Genomic DNA, 15,209 nt, shown 5'->3' on the forward strand with positions numbered 1-15,209 from the left:
TTTATTCCTGCTGCAACCACTGACGCTGAAAATTGCCAATATCTTCAATTACCTGAGCATCCTCCAATTCCGCCCAGTCGGCATCGCTAAAGCGGGTACCCTGTAGCTGAATCAGCACACGCATCACGTTTTGTTGCTGCTGAATTTCACTCTGGTAAAACTGCACCATATCCGCTTTACTCAGACGCTCTATAGCCTGCTGCAAGCGTAAGCGGGTATCAAAGCTATAGTTTTCACGCTGCCAGTCGGCACGAATACGAGCAGCCTCTTCTCGCAGGTTTTGCGGCTGCTCGCGCAGACTCACTAACAATCCTTCACGTGCCTCAACGAAGGCTTCATCGTCCATCTCTTCTAGGTAAGCAAGATAGTCAGCACGGAAATCATCAAAGTGCTCAAGGAGTTCTGCAGTAGAGGCAACCGGGCTTTGAATATAGAAAGCCATTGCTCCATGCTCACGAGCACCCAGTGCTGTTACACCTACCGCATAACCCAATTGTTTCTCAGTTCGTAACTGATTAAAGAAGCGGTTATGCATCAGTTCAGCCATCAGATTAGTTTTTGCACGGCTCTGAACACTTGTATCCTCAACAATAAAGGCATCCAGAATAGCGCTGTCGTCCAGCTCCAGATTCCGCTGCCATTGCAGTTTTTGTCCTGCGCGCGGGGTTAATACCGGACTGCGCTGATAACGCGCTGACGCATCGGTAGCAACAATTTGCTGCACCGCTGCAACCAGCTCTTCGACGTCTTCTGCACTGTAGTTACCTACCACCAAAGCTCGCAGATAATTATCCGCAAGCAAAGCATCGCGAACCTGTATCAGGTCAGCAACATCTAGTTCACGAAGCGTTTGTAAGCGCTCGCTGTCTTCTGCCGAAGGAACACTAAAAAGATGTCCAAAACGAGGCCCCAGTTGTTGTACCGGGAATTGTCGGTTCTGATTTTCAATGCTTCGACGCAACCTGTCTTTGACCTGTTCCACCCGACTGGCGCTGGGCTCATAACTGGCAAAATCCGCCAGAACACGTTGCGCCAGTTCTGGTTGCTTATCGTTAAAACCTGACATACCAAGAGTAAGACCATTACCGACCGATAAGTTGAAATCAACGCCGGCAATAGAAGCTTCTTTGGCTAATGCCTGCTGAGACAAGCGGAAAGCTTCAACTAAGACACTGGCAGCCAAACGCTGACGTAAATCCCGCTCATGATGGGCCTGGTTAAAATTAAGTGTTACTTCGGCGCGAGGTTCGTGAAAACGCTCGCTACGCTGATACCAGGCTGTCACTCCCTCTTTTTGCACTGCTTTTTGTGGTGATTCAGCACCTGCAATAGGCCGGATTGCCAGATCCTCGGGTAACAGCGTATTCACCGACGGCAGGCTGACATCCACCTCACGGCCCTGCTCTAACCAGTTTGCAATAACGGAATCTTGCAACGGCTCAATGCGATATTCACCATCGAAATAATGTAATTCCTGATCCACTTCTTCTTCCGGCGAAACAAACCAGACACGCAGGTTATCTACAGTTAACTGATCCAATACCCGATGAATCGCTTCCTCATTAAATTCGTCAAATCGGTAAGCTGCGTCAATGACATGTGCCAACGGGTAATGCTGCATGCTAGCTGCCAGGCTGGTAGCGTAGTCAAATGCGCCGCTACGCTCAAGAAACTGAAATCGGTTATCCAGTACCTGTTTTATTTCTTCATAATAAGAAGTACGAACTCCTTCTTCACGAATTTTCTCTATGTATTCAAACAATACACCGACCATTGCTTCGCGGTGTTCCATTCCCTGGCCAGTCAGCTCCAGCTGGATACGAAAACGGCCCGCATTGCCGTAGGCATTTTCCTGAGCCGAGGCGTTTATAGAGTCAACCCACTCCTGTTCACGAAAATAGGCAGCTGGAGTACCAGGCATTTCTGAATTGATAAGGTACGCAATATACTCGTTAGGTTTTTTTCTGAACTCATGCAGATTATTCTCAATGGTAAAGTCCAGTAACAACAGACGCATTTCCATTTGCGGCTTATAAAATAACTGTATTTTACGTTCGCTTCCGGTAACCGCTGGCACTTCAATTTCCGCAACCTCCGCATTGTGATTCGGAATATCGGCAAAAGCGGCACGGGCTTTTTCTTTTAACTGCTCAACTGAATAATTACCTACTACCGAAGCGGTCATCAGATTGGCTGAATAATACTTTTCATAAAAGGCCAGCATTTCTTCATGCAGCACGCTGCCCTCTTTGTCGCCAAGGCTTTCACTGTTACCAATTCGAAACCGCGCTATCGGGTGTTCAGGGTTCATTTTTTTATTGTTTAACGCAAACAAAATAAATCCGTCAGACGCTCGCCGCATCGACCACTCTGAATCTACGGCGTTAATTTCCTTCTCAGAATATTCGGGATAAAACTTCGGCGCTTTAAAGAAGTCTGCAAAGCGGTCCAGAGCTTCATCCAGACGGTCGTTATTGATTTCGAACATGTAGTTAGTATGGTCATCAGCAGTATAGGCATTGTGCTGACCACCATGCCGTGACATGAAATCGCCGTATTCGTCTGGGTCAGGGTACTGCTCAGTACCTAAAAACAGCATATGTTCCAGATAATGCGCCAGCCCCAGCTGCTCATCCGGGTTTTGTAAACTGCCTACATGCACATTCATAGCTGCTGCCGCTTTGTCGGCCTCCGGGTCACTCACCACGATCACCTGCAAGCCATTTTCCAGCTCCAGAACCCCGTATTCACGGTCATCGTTAGGGCTGACATAAATGGGCGGGGCATCGCTCTGAGCTGGCTCGTCCGGAGCCGGCTGACAGGCGGTGAATAAAACAGCTGTCAGTGACAGCAGAATGATGTGGTAAAGGCTGTGTCGCATTTTCATTCCTTTTATTATGAAACGCTGAAAACTGGCTTGCCACGCTCTTTTCAGGCAAACTGGATCTTAACTTATCATGACTTTTATGCAGTCTGTTACCATTTATCATGCCTGAAATATGTTCAACTTTCATTCCTCATCCGCTGCTTAGCAACTGCCATCTGCAGACCTTGTGGTCACGCCTTAGCCGTTATCCACCGCAAATGCGTCCCTACTGGCAGTCACTCGCGCTACCGGATGGTGATTTCATTGATCTGGCGTGGTCCGAATCACCTGAAACTTGCCTTAATGAAAACAGCAAACCACTGCTCATTTTGTTTCATGGCTTAGAAGGGTCCGTACGCTCCCCTTATGCTGATCACCTGATGTGTGCCGCTCGTGCTAAAGGCTGGCATGCTGTAACCATGCATTTTCGAGGTTGTAGTGGCCGTATAAATCGTACCCATAGAGCTTATCACTCAGGTGACACCACCGATGCTCGCTTTTTTATTAACTGGCTGGCCAAAAAGAATCCGCTGAAACCACTTGCGGCAGCTAGTTTCAGCCTGGGTGGCAATATGCTAGTCAAGCTACTGGGAGAAGACCCCACCTTGCCTCTACGGGCGGCGGTTGCCGCTTCTGCTCCCCTCGCACTTGGACCCAGTTCTTTTCGTATTGACCAGGGTTTCTCCAGAGTGTACCGGGGTCACTTGCTCGGCAGTCTGAAACGTAAAGTAGCCATAAAAATGGACGCGGGACTGGTACAGGGCTTTATTCATATCAACAAAACTGAGTTGCAGCGGCTTGATAATTTTCGCCAGTTTGATGATAAGGTAACGGCGCCGCTGCATGGGTTTGCGAATGTCGATGATTATTATGACAGCTGCAGCGGGCTGCGTTTTCTACCCCAGGTACGTCATAGCCTGTTAATTATCCATGCGGCCGATGACCCTTTTACCTGCGAGGCTTCTTTTGCTACACCTGATCAATATCACGACAATGTCAGTTATGAATTAGCTGAGCGCGGTGGTCATGTAGGTTTTATAGGCATAGCGAACAAACGCCCGGCATTCTGGCTTTCCAGCCGTATTTTATCCTATTTACAGGAGCAACTATGCGCATCCCCTATACACAAATAGACGACGCTACCCTTACAGCTTTAATAGAACACTTTGTCCTTCAGGAAGGCACCGATTATGGCGAACAAGAACGTTCGCTGGAGGAGAAAGTAGACGATGTCAGAGCCCAGCTAAAAAGCGGTGAGGCTGTAGTCGTCTACTCAGAATTGCATGAGAGTGTGCATATTCTGCCTGCCGACCAGGTAAACGCCGAGCAGCAAGACGATTAAACCAAACCAGGAAAAACAGACACCCAGTCAATCCGAGGGTCGCCCAACACCATGAAATTCGGGTTACCTAAACTTGCGGTGCGATTATAGGTAACCGCTTCAAAATGCTCGCTAACCAGACTGCCTCCAGCCTGTTCAATAATTACCTGAGCAGCCCCAGTATCCCACTCTCCGGTGGGGCCGACCCGGAGAAAGCAGTCTGCGCTGCCCTCAGCGACCAGGCAAGACTTAAGTGAGCAACTGCCGGTCATCAGGGTTTTTAAGCTACGCTGTGGATTCATTCGGGACAATATTTTTTGCTCAGGCTGCCGACGACTTATCGCCACTATAAGTTCATCTCTGCCTGGATCCCGCAATTGCCGTACCTGGATACTCTGTTCCTGCCCCAACCGCACTCGACTGGCGCCCAGATGTTCCGCCGCCTGGTATAAGGTGTCTTCCGTCGGCCAGTAAATAGCACCCAGCACAGGGGTATGCTGATCAATTAGCGCAATGCTTATGGCAAAATCACCACTACCTTTAATAAACTCCTGAGTACCATCAATAGGATCAATCAACCAGTAACGTGACCAGTTACGACGCTCTGTCCAGGGCACAATTTCTTCTTCCGATAACACTGGCAACACAGGTTTAAGCGCAGCCAGTGCCTGACTCAAAAACTTACTGGCCGCAAGATCAGCGCTGGTTACTGGCGTATCATCACTTTTTTCGTCAACTGAAAAGTCTCCGGACCGATAATAGTCAAGCACCAGCTCTCCCGTCTGACGGGCGATTTGCGCAACTTCCTTCTGCAATCTGCGCAGTTCATCTCTATCGGTATGCACTGCCATGTTATTAACCGCCCCCTCTTTGCAGCCAGCGTTGCATTAGCAGTAAAGCAGCCACGCTACGTGCTTCAGTGAAATCATGTTGGAGTAGTAGCTCATCCAGCTGGTCTACTTTCCAGGGCACTATTTCCAGCGGCTCAGGTTCATCGCCAAGCAAAGTTTCCGGATACAGTCCCCGCCCCAGAAAAAGGGTCATAGAAGCGGAGAAAAATGCAGGAGCCATGGTGACTGACTTCATTTCAGTTAACTCACCAGCGCCATAACCAATCTCTTCACGCAATTCGCGATTCGCTGCTTCCGCAGGTGTTTCTCCGGGGTCAATGAGTCCTTTAGGAAAACCCAGCTGGTAGTTGTGCAAACCAGCAGCGTACTCACGTACCAGCAACATAGTGTCGTCATCAAGCATTGGAACTATCAGAACGGCACCCCGGCCTCTCCCCTGCACACGCTCATACTGGCGTAATTCGCCATTACTGAATTCGAGGTCAACGCTTTCAATACGCAGGAACCTGCTTTTGGCAACCAGTTCACGCGCTAAGACTTTGGGTACTTGCTTCTCGGCCATATTTCCCCGACACTGCTAGGTATGCTGTTACTCTACTATAAACCCAAAGCGTAATGAAACCTATGCTCAATTGGTCACAAATCGATACCCTGCTACTGGATATGGACGGCACCCTGCTCGATCTGCATTACGATAATCGCTTCTGGATAAAAGAGTTGCCGCAACATTACGCCGCTTATCATGGTTTACCTGAGGAAGAAGCTGCCGCTATTATGCAACAGCAGTTTGCTAAAGTGGCAGGGACTCTGAACTGGTATTGCCTGGATTACTGGCAGGAGACACTGCAGTTGCCAGTACGCGAACTTAAGCAGCAACTCACTCACCTAATCCGAATGCGGGAAGATGTGCCCGCCTTTCTGACGGCAGCGCGTCAGGCCAACAAACGCATAGTACTGGTTACTAATGCACACCCCGATGCGCTGGCGCTGAAGAATCTGCATACGCAACTGCAGCATTACTGTGACATTCAGTATTCGACCCATGAATTTGGCGCCTGTAAAGAAGATCAGCAATTATGGCAAAAGCTGCAGCACAAAGAGCGTTTTGATCCTAAGCGCAGCTTGTTTATTGATGACGGCGAGCACATTCTGGATGCAGCTGCTGAGTTTGGCATTGAGCATCTGCTAGGTGTAGCGAATCCTGACAGCACTCAGTTAAATAAAGCATTCAGCCGGTATCGCTGTTTTGACAACTACCATAGCTTGCTGCCTATAATAACTAATTAATTTTCTTACCTATTTGGATGTGGTGCATGGCAAAGAAAAAGTATGACTACGACGCCATCGTGATTGGTTCAGGACCTGCAGGCGAAGGTGCCGCGATGAAGCTCGCTAAAAGCAAGCAACGAGTTGCCATGGTCGAGCGTTATAAAAGCATAGGTGGCGGTTGTACCCACTGGGGTACTATTCCTTCCAAAGCCCTGCGCCATTCGGTCAGCCGTTTAATCGAATTCAACTCTAATCCGCTTTTTTCACGTCAGGATCATCCATTACACCTGACCTTTCACGAAATTTTGAAACACACCGAATCCGTTATTCAGCGTCAGGTCAAACTACGCGGTTCTTTTTACGAGCGCAATGCAGTGCAAATCATTCATGGCGAAGCCAGCTTTGTCGATAAACATACCCTGCAGGTGACTAACAGAGACGGTTCAAAAGATTTAATCAGCGCTGAAAAATTTGTCCTCTCCACCGGATCCAGACCCTATCGCCCCAAAAACATCGACTTTAGTCACCCGCGTATTTACGACTCTGACACTGTACTTTCATTACAGCATGACCCGCGCAGTATCATTATCGTTGGTGCCGGTGTTATTGGCTGCGAGTATGCCAGCATCTTCCGCGGCCTGGGCGTTAAAATAGATCTCGTCAATATGCGCGACCGCCTGCTGTCATTTTTAGATACTGAAATTTCTGACGCGCTGAGCTATCACCTGCGCAACAGCGGTGTGGTCATTCGCCACGGTGAGGAATATGCAAAAGTAGAAGGACACGACGATAAAGTCGTGATGACCACAGAGTCCGGTAAAATAATGAGCGCCGACTGCCTGCTATTTGCAAATGGCCGCTCTGGCAATAGCGAATCACTGAATTTAGAGACAGTAGGCGTCAAGCCTAATGAACGTGGTCAGGTAGAAGTAGACGAACACTATTGCACCGGTGTCGACAACATCTTTGCCGTTGGCGATATCATTGGTTACCCCTCGTTAGCCAGTGCTGCCTATGATCAGGGCCGTATTGCGGCAACGGCTATGCTTGAAGGCAGCTGTGAAACTAAACTTATCGCCGATATTCCGACCGGTATCTATACTATTCCGGAAATCAGTTCAGTAGGCGCTACCGAAGAAGAACTGACCGCCCAGAAAGTACCTTATGAAGTCGGCCGGGCGCTCTTTAAACATCTGGCCCGGGCACAAATAGCGGAAACTCAGGTTGGCTGCCTGAAGCTGCTCTTTCATCGCGAAACCCGGGAAATCCTGGGTATTCATTGCTTTGGAGAAAGAGCGGCCGAAATTATTCATATCGGTCAGGCGATTATGGAACAAAAGAATGGTGGTAATTGCCTGGACTACTTTATTGACACCACCTTTAATTATCCGACCATGGCCGAAGCTTACCGGGTTGCCGCTCTGAATGGTTTAAACCGCGTCGTTGACTGATTTTCGCTGGTGCTGCAAAGGCAGTTCAACGTGCACCAGCAAGCCGCCTTCCGGTCGGTTGCTTAAACTTACCTGGCCTTCGTGAAGCTGTACAAAGCGTTTTACGATTGCCAGGCCAAGCCCTGAGCCTTCGCCTCCTCGCGCAATATCTCCCTGGGTAAAAGGTTCAAATACCTCTTCCATACGGTCAGGATCAATACCGGGTCCTGAATCCATGATATCCAGCCAGACCAGCTGTTCTTCCTTGTTATACCCTGTAGTCACTACCACTGGAGATTGCCCATAATACTTGGCATTATCAATCAGGTTAGCTACCACGCGTTTAATAGCAATAGGTTCCATAGGTAGCAGAGGTAAGGGTGAAAGCTGCAATTCCAGCTTTTCCTGATCCGTATACTGATACGCATCCGCAACTTCACGAATAAGCAGGTTCAAATCTTCCACGCTGAATGTGTCGTTATCCCGTGCTCTGACATAATCAATAAACTGATCGATAATGGCATTCATGTCTTCAATATCGTGCACTATACCTTCAACCAGGTAGTCTTCACTCGACGGCATCATTTCAGTTGCCAGCCGGATGCGAGTTAGCGGGGTGCGTAAATCATGAGAAATGCCTGCCAGCAGCAATGCCCGATCCTGTTCCAGACGTCGAATCCCCCGCGCCATCTGATTAAAAGCGCGAGTCACTTGCATGATTTCAGTAGCCCCTTTTTCTTCTAATTTGCCAGGGTACTGGCCACGACCTATCTTACGTGCAGCACTCTGCAAGTCGCGCAAAGGGCGGTTTAACCAACGGGCAAACCATGCACCACCGACCACACTCAGAGTACCAATGAGGATCAAGTAAAAAATCAGGGGAGAGAACTGTTTCTCATCGATTTCAGTCAGCAGAATACGCTGCCAGATATCAGGTTCGGAGCGCAGATTAACCCACACATAGAAGTGATCATCCCGGCTGACCCTGACTTCTACTTCTTGCCCCAAAACCCGCTCCATCTCTCCAGACAAAAATTGATAGTGCACCGTATCCGACAAGCCGACGCGCTCACCCTGGGACTGTGTGAATCTTTCAACGCCGGTGATTGACTGATAATCCGCTCTTATTTGATCGCTTCCAGGAACCTCCAGCTCATCAATAAAAGCATGCGTCTCCATTTGCTTACCAAGCAGAAAAGTTAGCTGTTGCACACTAGGTTTAACCACATACATAGCTATCATAAAATAGGAAACAGCCTGGTTAATTACCAGTACAAAAGCAATAAGAGCAACCGTCCTGGCAAAAGCAGTACGCGGCAATAAACGAAAAGACATTAACGCTGGGTTCCATCGGGTACAAATACGTAACCCATACCCCATACCGTTTGCAGATAACGGGGGCTGGTTGCATCTTCCTCAACAATGCGTCGCAAGCGGGACACCTGAACATCAATACTACGTTCTAAAGCGCTGTAATCACGCCCTCTGGCAAGGTGCATGAGTTTATCTCTGGATAAAGGTTCACGTGGATGACTGACCAGGGCTTTTAATACCGCGTATTCACCGCTGGTAAGTGGTATCGGCTCGTCTCCCCGGCGCATTTCACGGGTAGCCAGGTTAAACCAGAAATCACCGAATTCGACGATAGTCTCCTCGTCACTTGGTGCACCGGGCACTTCCTTTCGTTGACGCCGTAACACAGCATTGACCCGAGCCAGCAATTCACGCGGGTTAAAAGGCTTGGCCAGATAATCGTCAGCGCCTCCTTCGAGGCCCATAATACGATCCACTTCATCGCCTTTGGCGGTCAGCATGATGATAGGTAGCTCACTGTTGCTGGCCCGCAGGCGTCGGCAGATAGACATACCATCTTCATCCGGCAACATTAAGTCGAGGACCATCAGGTTAAAGTTTTCTCGCGCCAGCAAGCGGTCCATTTGCTTACCATCGCCCACTGCACGCACGGAAAAACCCTGCTCCATCAGGTAACGCTCCAGTAAGGCGCGTAATCTCATGTCGTCATCGACTACTAATATTTTTGGGGTTTCATTGCTCATGGCTGAATATCTACTAGTTTGAACTCAGCTCAATATAGAGCGGCGGAGGCTTATTTGCAAAAGGCCCAGCGCTTAATTGGGACTATTATTTGTTACAAAGCATGTCGCCTAAGATTCGTTTTCCGTGTCATCCACAGGAACCTGTTTTCTTGGATAATTCAGCCAGATGATACTACTGGGGCCGCCCCTACCAGCCTCTACCTGTTGCACCTTTTCCCAATCAACGACCATACGTGAACTATGTTGACTCTGTGCTGCACAAGCTGTTAGTAACCAGACAAGTAATAAAACACCAATACCGCGCATACCCACCTCGCAAACAAAATAGCGTTGCTTAAATTATAGCCAGTCATACGGCAGTGATATGTACTTTATGATTTTAAATAGGTTATTTCATTGATATACCAGGTTTTATTTCCAGATGGTGTAGCTACGGTAGCTTCGTCATCCACTTCCTTTTTTAGTAAGGCCCGGGCCATGGGGGAGTCAATAGATATGTAGTCTTTGCGGCCATAGATCTCATCCGGCCCTACAATTTTGAAGCTCAATTGCTGACCCTCATCGTCCTCTACACGCACCCAGGCCCCAAAAAACACTTTACCCTGTTGGCGTACGTCATATTCGACAACTCTGACCTGCTCCAGACGTTTGCGCAGGAAACGGATGCGCCGATCAATCTCACGAAGACGTTGCTTATTATATTTATAGTCAGCGTTTTCACTACGATCGCCAAGACTAGCCGCCCAGCTTACTTTTTGCGTGGTCTCCGGGCGTTCTTTACGCCACAGATGATCCAGCTCAGCTTGTAGTTTTTGGTAACCTTCAGCGGTTATCAGATTGGTTTTCATCAACGTCATCTACCTGTCTGCTGTATAACATGGCTTCCAGCCATTATTTCATATGCACTTTACCACCAATCATCTTATAAGCGGGAGTCCCCCGGATCATGGTTTCACGGGCAAACTCCTGATCACAGCCGGGACAGTGACAGGCTTTGATCGTATGGTCTTCGAGGATGCGCTCGATAAAACACTTAACCAACGCGCCTTTCCCACCTTTGCGGTATTTAAAAAGCTGAGTTTTACACTTTGCGCAGCTTATCTGTACGGTTCTTTTGGGTCCTTTTTTATTCGGTTTTGCCACCAATACCTCTGTTGCCGATGCCGATAGCTCTAGTCTAACAAGTAAAAAAAAGAGGGTCAGTAAGACCCTCTTTTGTTATACAGAAAGATGCTAAACACATTGATTAATCTTTCTGTGCTTCATCAATCTTTTTCTTTAACTCGTCCATCTTTTTTTCCGCACTAATTTGAGCATCTGCGCTGGAATTTTTCGCCTCAGCCTTTAGCTGATCAAGCTCTGCTTTCCACTTTTCTACCTGAGCTTCGCCTTTACGTTGATAAGCATCTGATTTGCTCATAGTCACTCTCCTTTTTTGGGTTAATTTAATTTTTTGACCGCTGACTTATTTGCACCGGCCCTTTAATGTCCCGGGTGCTCACTTTACCTTCGCTGCCATTTACCACCCGAATACCTCCGGTACTCTGCGCAAACACATTGCCAGCCGCATTTTCTATACGGACCATGCCCTCCAGTTGACTGACCTCTATATCTCCACGGCCACTATTCAACTCCGCAGAAAAATGTGCTGGAACCAATACCACCAAGTCAATATAGGGCTCCTGACCAGAATAATTACCACCGATAAAACCGGCTTCCAGATAGGCAACTTCGTTACGCGCCTCCAGGTTCAACCGGATATCTTCTTCAGCGTAATAATGAATACGTGCCAGCACTTCAATATCAGTGCGCTCAGCTTCACCACTAAGGCTTATTTTCCCGGCTCCCATACGACTGCTGAAATGCTCCAGCTGCGTCGCATTGAGGCTTAGTTTGCGCTCCTCAATATGAGGCGGCGGTGTCGCCTGGGCCGGCAACACAGAGCCTGCCATCAATAGTGCAAAACCAAGTGACGACACTATAAATTCTTTCATCTTTCTCCCCACTTTTAAGCTCTTTCCACTCCCTTTACCTAAGAACATCTGACTAGCGACCTGGCGTTAGTCCCTGTGCTATGATGCAGGGCAGTTTTAAACCTTTCGAATTAAAGATAGCAGAGAGAATTCATGACGCACGTTGTTTACACTATTGCGCAGGAACTTAACGTTCGTCCTGCCCAGGTTCAGGCCGCCATCACTCTACTTGATGACGGTGCCACCGTTCCTTTTATCTCCCGATATCGTAAAGAAGCCACTGACGGGTTAGATGATACTCAGCTACGTAACCTGGCTCAGCGCCTGACCTATTTGCGTGAATTAAATGAACGCCGCGCCTTTATCATTAAGAGCATTAATGACCAGGGCAAGCTTACAGACGAATTACAGCAGGCAATCAACGAATCCGCATCAAAAACTGAACTCGAAGACCTATACCTGCCGTTTAAGCCGAAACGACGCACTAAAGGTCAGATCGCTATTGAAGCCGGGCTTGAGCCACTGGCTGATACCTTGCTGAATGACCCCACTCAGACTCCCGATACGCTGGCGGCGGACTACATAAATAGCGAAGCGGGTTTTGCCGATAATAAAGCGGTTCTTGAAGGTGCCCGCTTTATTTTGATGGAGCGCTTTGCCGAAGACGCCGCTCTGCTCAAAAATATTCGCGCCTCGCTATGGAAAGAGGCCGCTTTGAGCTCATCTATGGTGACAGGCAAAGAGCAGGAAGGCGCTAAGTTCCGCGACTACTTCGAATATCAGGAACCTTTGCATCAGGTACCGTCGCACCGTGCCCTGGCACTGCTTCGCGGTCGTAACGAAGGTATCCTTCAGTTGCAGTTAAAAACTGACCCTGACCAGGACGAAAATGTGCGCAGTAGTCGTTACGAAGGTGTGATTGCTAACCATTTCAACCTTCAGTTTAATCAGCGCCCGGCAGATGCCTGGCGTCAACAGGTCGTACAATGGACCTGGCGCATCAAAATATTACCCCGCATGGAAACCGACCTGCTGGGCCATATGCGCGAAAACGCTGAAAAAGCGGCTATTAATGTGTTTGCGACTAATCTTAAAGATCTGTTAATGGCAGCTCCTGCAGGTCAGCGTACGACCCTGGGTATTGACCCAGGGCTGCGCACTGGCATTAAGGTAACGGCGGTAGATGGCACCGGCAAACTACTTACCCATACCACCCTGTTTCCACATGCACCACAAAATGCCTGGGATAAGACCATTCGCTCTTTGCAGCAAATTTGCACCATGCATAAAGTGGAACTGGTCGCTATTGGTAACGGCACAGCGTCAAGAGAAACCGATAAACTGGTTGGGGAACTGATGAAGCTGGCCCCTGAACTTAAACTCACTAAAGTCATGGTCAGCGAAGCCGGGGCTTCAATATATTCAGCCTCTGAACTGGCCGCCAAAGAATTTCCGGAGCTTGACGTATCCTATCGTGGTGCAGTTTCTATCGCCCGTCGATTACAGGACCCACTGGCTGAGCTGGTTAAGATTGAACCTAAGTCGATTGGTGTTGGTCAGTACCAGCACGATGTCAGTCAGTCGTTACTGGCTGACAGTCTGGATGCGGTTGTTGAAGACTGTGTGAACGCCGTAGGTGTCGATGTGAATACTGCCTCTGTACCTTTGCTGGCGCGCATTTCAGGTTTAAGTCGGGTGCTGGCGCAAAATATTGTTACCCACAGAGACAAGGAAGGTGCTTTTAAAGAGCGTAAAGCACTGTTGAAAGTCGCTCGTATGGGTCCAAAAGCTTATGAACAAGCGGCTGGTTTCCTGCGTATAATGGATGGCACTAACCCACTGGACGCCTCAGCCGTGCATCCCGAAGCTTATCCTGTTGCCGCCCGCATAGCGACCGAAAATGGCCGTGCCGTCACAGACGTTGTCGGCGATATCGGTTTCCTGCGTAAACTGGAAGCTAAAGACTATACCGATGACAATTTTGGCCTGCCTACGGTTACCGATATTATAAAGGAATTGGAAAAACCTGGCCGCGATCCGCGCCCTGAGTTCAAAACAGCCACCTTTAAAGAAGGTGTAGAGACTTTAAAAGATCTCAAGCCGGGTATGACTTTAGAAGGTGTCGCCACCAACATCACTAATTTTGGTGCTTTTGTCGATATCGGCGTGCATCAGGACGGGCTGGTACATATATCCTCTCTGTCCCAAAGCTTTGTTAAAGATCCGCATGATGTTGTTAAGGCGGGCGATGTGGTCAAAGTCAAAGTCATGGAGGTCGATATTCCACGCAAAAGAATCAGCCTGAGCATGCGACTTGACGATGAATTGCCTGTCCCTGATAGCAATAATTCGCCACGCAGTCCTAAACCAAAAAGCCAGCGTCCGAATAAAGCGCCAGCTGCAGCTAATCGGCAGCGCGCTCAGAAAGCAGAACCTACGAATGCCGTAATGGGGAATGCACTGGCAGACGCTTTTGCTAACGCGAAGAAAAAGTAAGGCACTCTGATGAGCGGTTTTGCGGTGGTATTAAGCTTTTTACTGGCAGGTTATCTACTGCAGAAGTTAAGCGTATTACCTGAAAAAACCGGGCCATTACTTAATAAATACGTGGTAAATGTAGCAGTGCCAGCCATGGTACTGCTGCATGTACCTCGCTTAACTATAGACTCGACGCTCTGGGTTCCACTGATTACCCCCTGGGCCATGCTTATTCTCAGCGCACTGCTGGTTTTACTCCTGGCTCATTTTTGCAATTGGTCGCGGGAAGTAACAGGTGCGCTAATGGTAGTGGTGCCATTAGGAAATACCTCTTTCCTGGGTTTTCCTATTATAGAAAGCTTCTATGGTACTGAGGGTTTGGTCTATGCGGTGCTCTACGATCAGCTAGGGTCTTTTATAGGCCTGGCTCTCTACGCCACTTTTGTTGCCAGCTGGTACGCCAAAGACGACGACCGAAAAAATTATTCAGCGACACAACTGCTACTTCAAATACTCAGATTCCCCCCCTTCATAGCTTTGCTGCTAGCTACGATATTACTCTTTAGCGGCAGTCAGTACCCGCTAACAATTGAGCAAATCATCGGAAGCATTGCAGCTACTTTGGTACCTGTTGTGATGATAGCGGTAGGTTTACAGTTAAGGCTCAGCATACCCCGTCAGGACATTTCGCCTTTTGTTTCCAGCCTGGGGATTAAGTTAATATTGATGCCGCTTTTAGCGTTAAGCTTCATGTTAGTGGCCGGACTAGACGGACTGGCCGTGAAAGTGTCACTGTTAGAAGCCGCTATGCCGCCAATGATAACCGCCGGAGCGATAGCCATGGCAGCGGGTCTCCGCCCACCGTTGGTATCCGCTATTATTGGTTATGGGGTGTTGTTCAGTGTGCTCAGTATTCCAGCCTGGTACTGGATAATTGAAACCTTGATAGGGTAGATTGGCAGGC

The 15,209-nt window shown here is 48.6% G+C and carries 16 protein-coding genes; 6 read left to right on the forward strand and 10 right to left on the reverse strand.

The window, feature by feature from the left end; all coding sequences use genetic code 11:
• Nucleotide 1 precedes the first annotated feature (1 nt).
• Nucleotides 2-2,881 (reverse strand): pitrilysin, encoded by a 2,880-nt coding sequence (ptrA, locus tag CWE09_RS08585; protein ID WP_157982839.1) that lies wholly within the window; start codon nt 2,879-2,881, stop codon nt 2-4.
• A gap of 107 nt (nt 2,882-2,988) precedes the next feature.
• Here ptrA and CWE09_RS08590 point away from each other — a divergent pair, with 107 nt between their 5' ends.
• Complete coding sequence (locus tag CWE09_RS08590) at nt 2,989-3,999, forward strand: hydrolase (RefSeq protein WP_126803555.1); 1,011 nt, start codon at nt 2,989-2,991, stop codon at nt 3,997-3,999.
• On the forward strand, nt 3,975-4,208 hold the full coding sequence (locus tag CWE09_RS08595) for a YheU family protein (RefSeq protein WP_126803556.1): 234 nt from the start codon (nt 3,975-3,977) through the stop codon (nt 4,206-4,208). Before CWE09_RS08590 ends, CWE09_RS08595 begins: the two co-directional genes overlap by 25 nt.
• On the opposite strand, the gene cysQ is transcribed toward CWE09_RS08595, so the two are convergent.
• A complete protein-coding gene (gene cysQ, locus CWE09_RS08600) occupies nt 4,205-5,038 on the reverse strand; it encodes a 3'(2'),5'-bisphosphate nucleotidase CysQ (RefSeq protein ID WP_126803557.1) in 834 nt (277 codons plus the stop codon). The genes CWE09_RS08595 and cysQ overlap by 4 nt on opposite strands.
• 4 nt (nt 5,039-5,042) lie before the next feature.
• Entirely contained in the window at nt 5,043-5,600 is a 558-nt protein-coding gene (gene nudE / locus CWE09_RS08605) for an ADP compounds hydrolase NudE (RefSeq protein ID WP_126803558.1), read from the reverse strand.
• A gap of 62 nt (nt 5,601-5,662) precedes the next feature.
• Here nudE and yrfG point away from each other — a divergent pair, with 62 nt between their 5' ends.
• A complete protein-coding gene (yrfG, locus tag CWE09_RS08610) occupies nt 5,663-6,325 on the forward strand; it encodes a GMP/IMP nucleotidase (RefSeq protein ID WP_126803559.1) in 663 nt (220 codons plus the stop codon).
• Between the two features lie 26 nt (nt 6,326-6,351).
• The gene (sthA, locus tag CWE09_RS08615) at nt 6,352-7,758 is read left to right on the forward strand and encodes a Si-specific NAD(P)(+) transhydrogenase (RefSeq protein WP_241974323.1); all 1,407 of its coding nucleotides are present in this window, start codon (nt 6,352-6,354) and stop codon (nt 7,756-7,758) included.
• Here the strand turns inward: sthA and envZ are convergent.
• The 7 genes from envZ to CWE09_RS08645 all read right to left on the reverse strand — a co-directional run bounded on the left by envZ (nt 7,738) and on the right by CWE09_RS08645 (nt 11,788).
• Nucleotides 7,738-9,072 carry a two-component system sensor histidine kinase EnvZ gene (gene envZ, locus CWE09_RS08620; RefSeq protein ID WP_126803561.1) on the reverse strand — a complete coding sequence of 445 codons (1,335 nt, stop codon included), beginning with the start codon at nt 9,070-9,072 and terminating at the stop codon, nt 7,738-7,740. The two genes, sthA and envZ, sit on opposite strands and share 21 nt — an antisense overlap.
• Nucleotides 9,072-9,794, reverse strand: coding sequence for an osmolarity response regulator transcription factor OmpR (gene ompR, locus CWE09_RS08625; RefSeq protein WP_126803562.1), 723 nt, complete (start codon nt 9,792-9,794; stop codon nt 9,072-9,074). The genes envZ and ompR overlap by 1 nt, the downstream gene beginning before the upstream one ends.
• A 108-nt stretch (nt 9,795-9,902) precedes the next feature.
• The gene (locus CWE09_RS08630; RefSeq protein ID WP_126803563.1) at nt 9,903-10,100 is read right to left on the reverse strand and encodes a hypothetical protein; all 198 of its coding nucleotides are present in this window, start codon (nt 10,098-10,100) and stop codon (nt 9,903-9,905) included.
• 65 nt (nt 10,101-10,165) lie between these two features.
• Nucleotides 10,166-10,642 (reverse strand): transcription elongation factor GreB, encoded by a 477-nt coding sequence (gene greB / locus CWE09_RS08635; RefSeq protein ID WP_126803564.1) that lies wholly within the window; start codon nt 10,640-10,642, stop codon nt 10,166-10,168.
• Nucleotides 10,643-10,685: 43 nt separating this feature from the next.
• Nucleotides 10,686-10,937 (reverse strand): hypothetical protein, encoded by a 252-nt coding sequence (locus CWE09_RS08640; RefSeq protein ID WP_126803565.1) that lies wholly within the window; start codon nt 10,935-10,937, stop codon nt 10,686-10,688.
• A gap of 103 nt (nt 10,938-11,040) precedes the next feature.
• Nucleotides 11,041-11,214 carry a sll1863 family stress response protein gene (locus CWE09_RS14175; RefSeq protein WP_157982840.1) on the reverse strand — a complete coding sequence of 58 codons (174 nt, stop codon included), beginning with the start codon at nt 11,212-11,214 and terminating at the stop codon, nt 11,041-11,043.
• A 25-nt stretch (nt 11,215-11,239) separates the two neighbouring features.
• Nucleotides 11,240-11,788: a DUF4097 family beta strand repeat-containing protein gene (locus CWE09_RS08645; RefSeq protein ID WP_126803566.1), complete on the reverse strand. Its 549-nt coding sequence runs from the start codon at nt 11,786-11,788 to the stop codon at nt 11,240-11,242.
• A gap of 132 nt (nt 11,789-11,920) precedes the next feature.
• Between CWE09_RS08645 and CWE09_RS08650 the strand changes: the two genes are divergently transcribed.
• Together CWE09_RS08650 and CWE09_RS08655 are read left to right on the forward strand one after the other, a co-directional pair.
• Nucleotides 11,921-14,263: a Tex family protein gene (locus CWE09_RS08650; protein ID WP_126803567.1), complete on the forward strand. Its 2,343-nt coding sequence runs from the start codon at nt 11,921-11,923 to the stop codon at nt 14,261-14,263.
• Nucleotides 14,264-14,272: 9 nt separating this feature from the next.
• Entirely contained in the window at nt 14,273-15,199 is a 927-nt protein-coding gene (locus CWE09_RS08655) for an AEC family transporter (RefSeq protein WP_126803568.1), read from the forward strand.
• The last annotated feature ends 10 nt before the right edge of the window (nt 15,200-15,209 follow it).

This window comes from Aliidiomarina minuta (assembly GCF_003987145.1).
GTDB lineage: Bacteria > Pseudomonadota > Gammaproteobacteria > Enterobacterales > Alteromonadaceae > Aliidiomarina > Aliidiomarina minuta.

What these genes read in the sequence shown, in the direction of transcription:
- ptrA (WP_157982839.1), bottom strand. Translation starts at nt 2,881, where the DNA reads ATGCGACACAGCCTTTACCACATCATTCTGCTGTCACTGACAGCTGTT.
- CWE09_RS08590 (WP_126803555.1), top strand. Translation starts at nt 2,989, where the DNA reads ATGCCTGAAATATGTTCAACTTTCATTCCTCATCCGCTGCTTAGCAAC.
- CWE09_RS08595 (WP_126803556.1), top strand. Translation starts at nt 3,975, where the DNA reads ATGCGCATCCCCTATACACAAATAGACGACGCTACCCTTACAGCTTTA.
- cysQ (WP_126803557.1), bottom strand. Translation starts at nt 5,038, where the DNA reads ATGGCAGTGCATACCGATAGAGATGAACTGCGCAGATTGCAGAAGGAA.
- nudE (WP_126803558.1), bottom strand. Translation starts at nt 5,600, where the DNA reads ATGGCCGAGAAGCAAGTACCCAAAGTCTTAGCGCGTGAACTGGTTGCC.
- yrfG (WP_126803559.1), top strand. Translation starts at nt 5,663, where the DNA reads ATGCTCAATTGGTCACAAATCGATACCCTGCTACTGGATATGGACGGC.
- sthA (WP_241974323.1), top strand. Translation starts at nt 6,352, where the DNA reads ATGGCAAAGAAAAAGTATGACTACGACGCCATCGTGATTGGTTCAGGA.
- envZ (WP_126803561.1), bottom strand. Translation starts at nt 9,072, where the DNA reads ATGTCTTTTCGTTTATTGCCGCGTACTGCTTTTGCCAGGACGGTTGCT.
- ompR (WP_126803562.1), bottom strand. Translation starts at nt 9,794, where the DNA reads ATGAGCAATGAAACCCCAAAAATATTAGTAGTCGATGACGACATGAGA.
- CWE09_RS08630 (WP_126803563.1), bottom strand. Translation starts at nt 10,100, where the DNA reads ATGCGCGGTATTGGTGTTTTATTACTTGTCTGGTTACTAACAGCTTGT.
- greB (WP_126803564.1), bottom strand. Translation starts at nt 10,642, where the DNA reads ATGAAAACCAATCTGATAACCGCTGAAGGTTACCAAAAACTACAAGCT.
- CWE09_RS14175 (WP_157982840.1), bottom strand. Translation starts at nt 11,214, where the DNA reads ATGAGCAAATCAGATGCTTATCAACGTAAAGGCGAAGCTCAGGTAGAA.
- CWE09_RS08645 (WP_126803566.1), bottom strand. Translation starts at nt 11,788, where the DNA reads ATGAAAGAATTTATAGTGTCGTCACTTGGTTTTGCACTATTGATGGCA.
- CWE09_RS08650 (WP_126803567.1), top strand. Translation starts at nt 11,921, where the DNA reads ATGACGCACGTTGTTTACACTATTGCGCAGGAACTTAACGTTCGTCCT.
- CWE09_RS08655 (WP_126803568.1), top strand. Translation starts at nt 14,273, where the DNA reads ATGAGCGGTTTTGCGGTGGTATTAAGCTTTTTACTGGCAGGTTATCTA.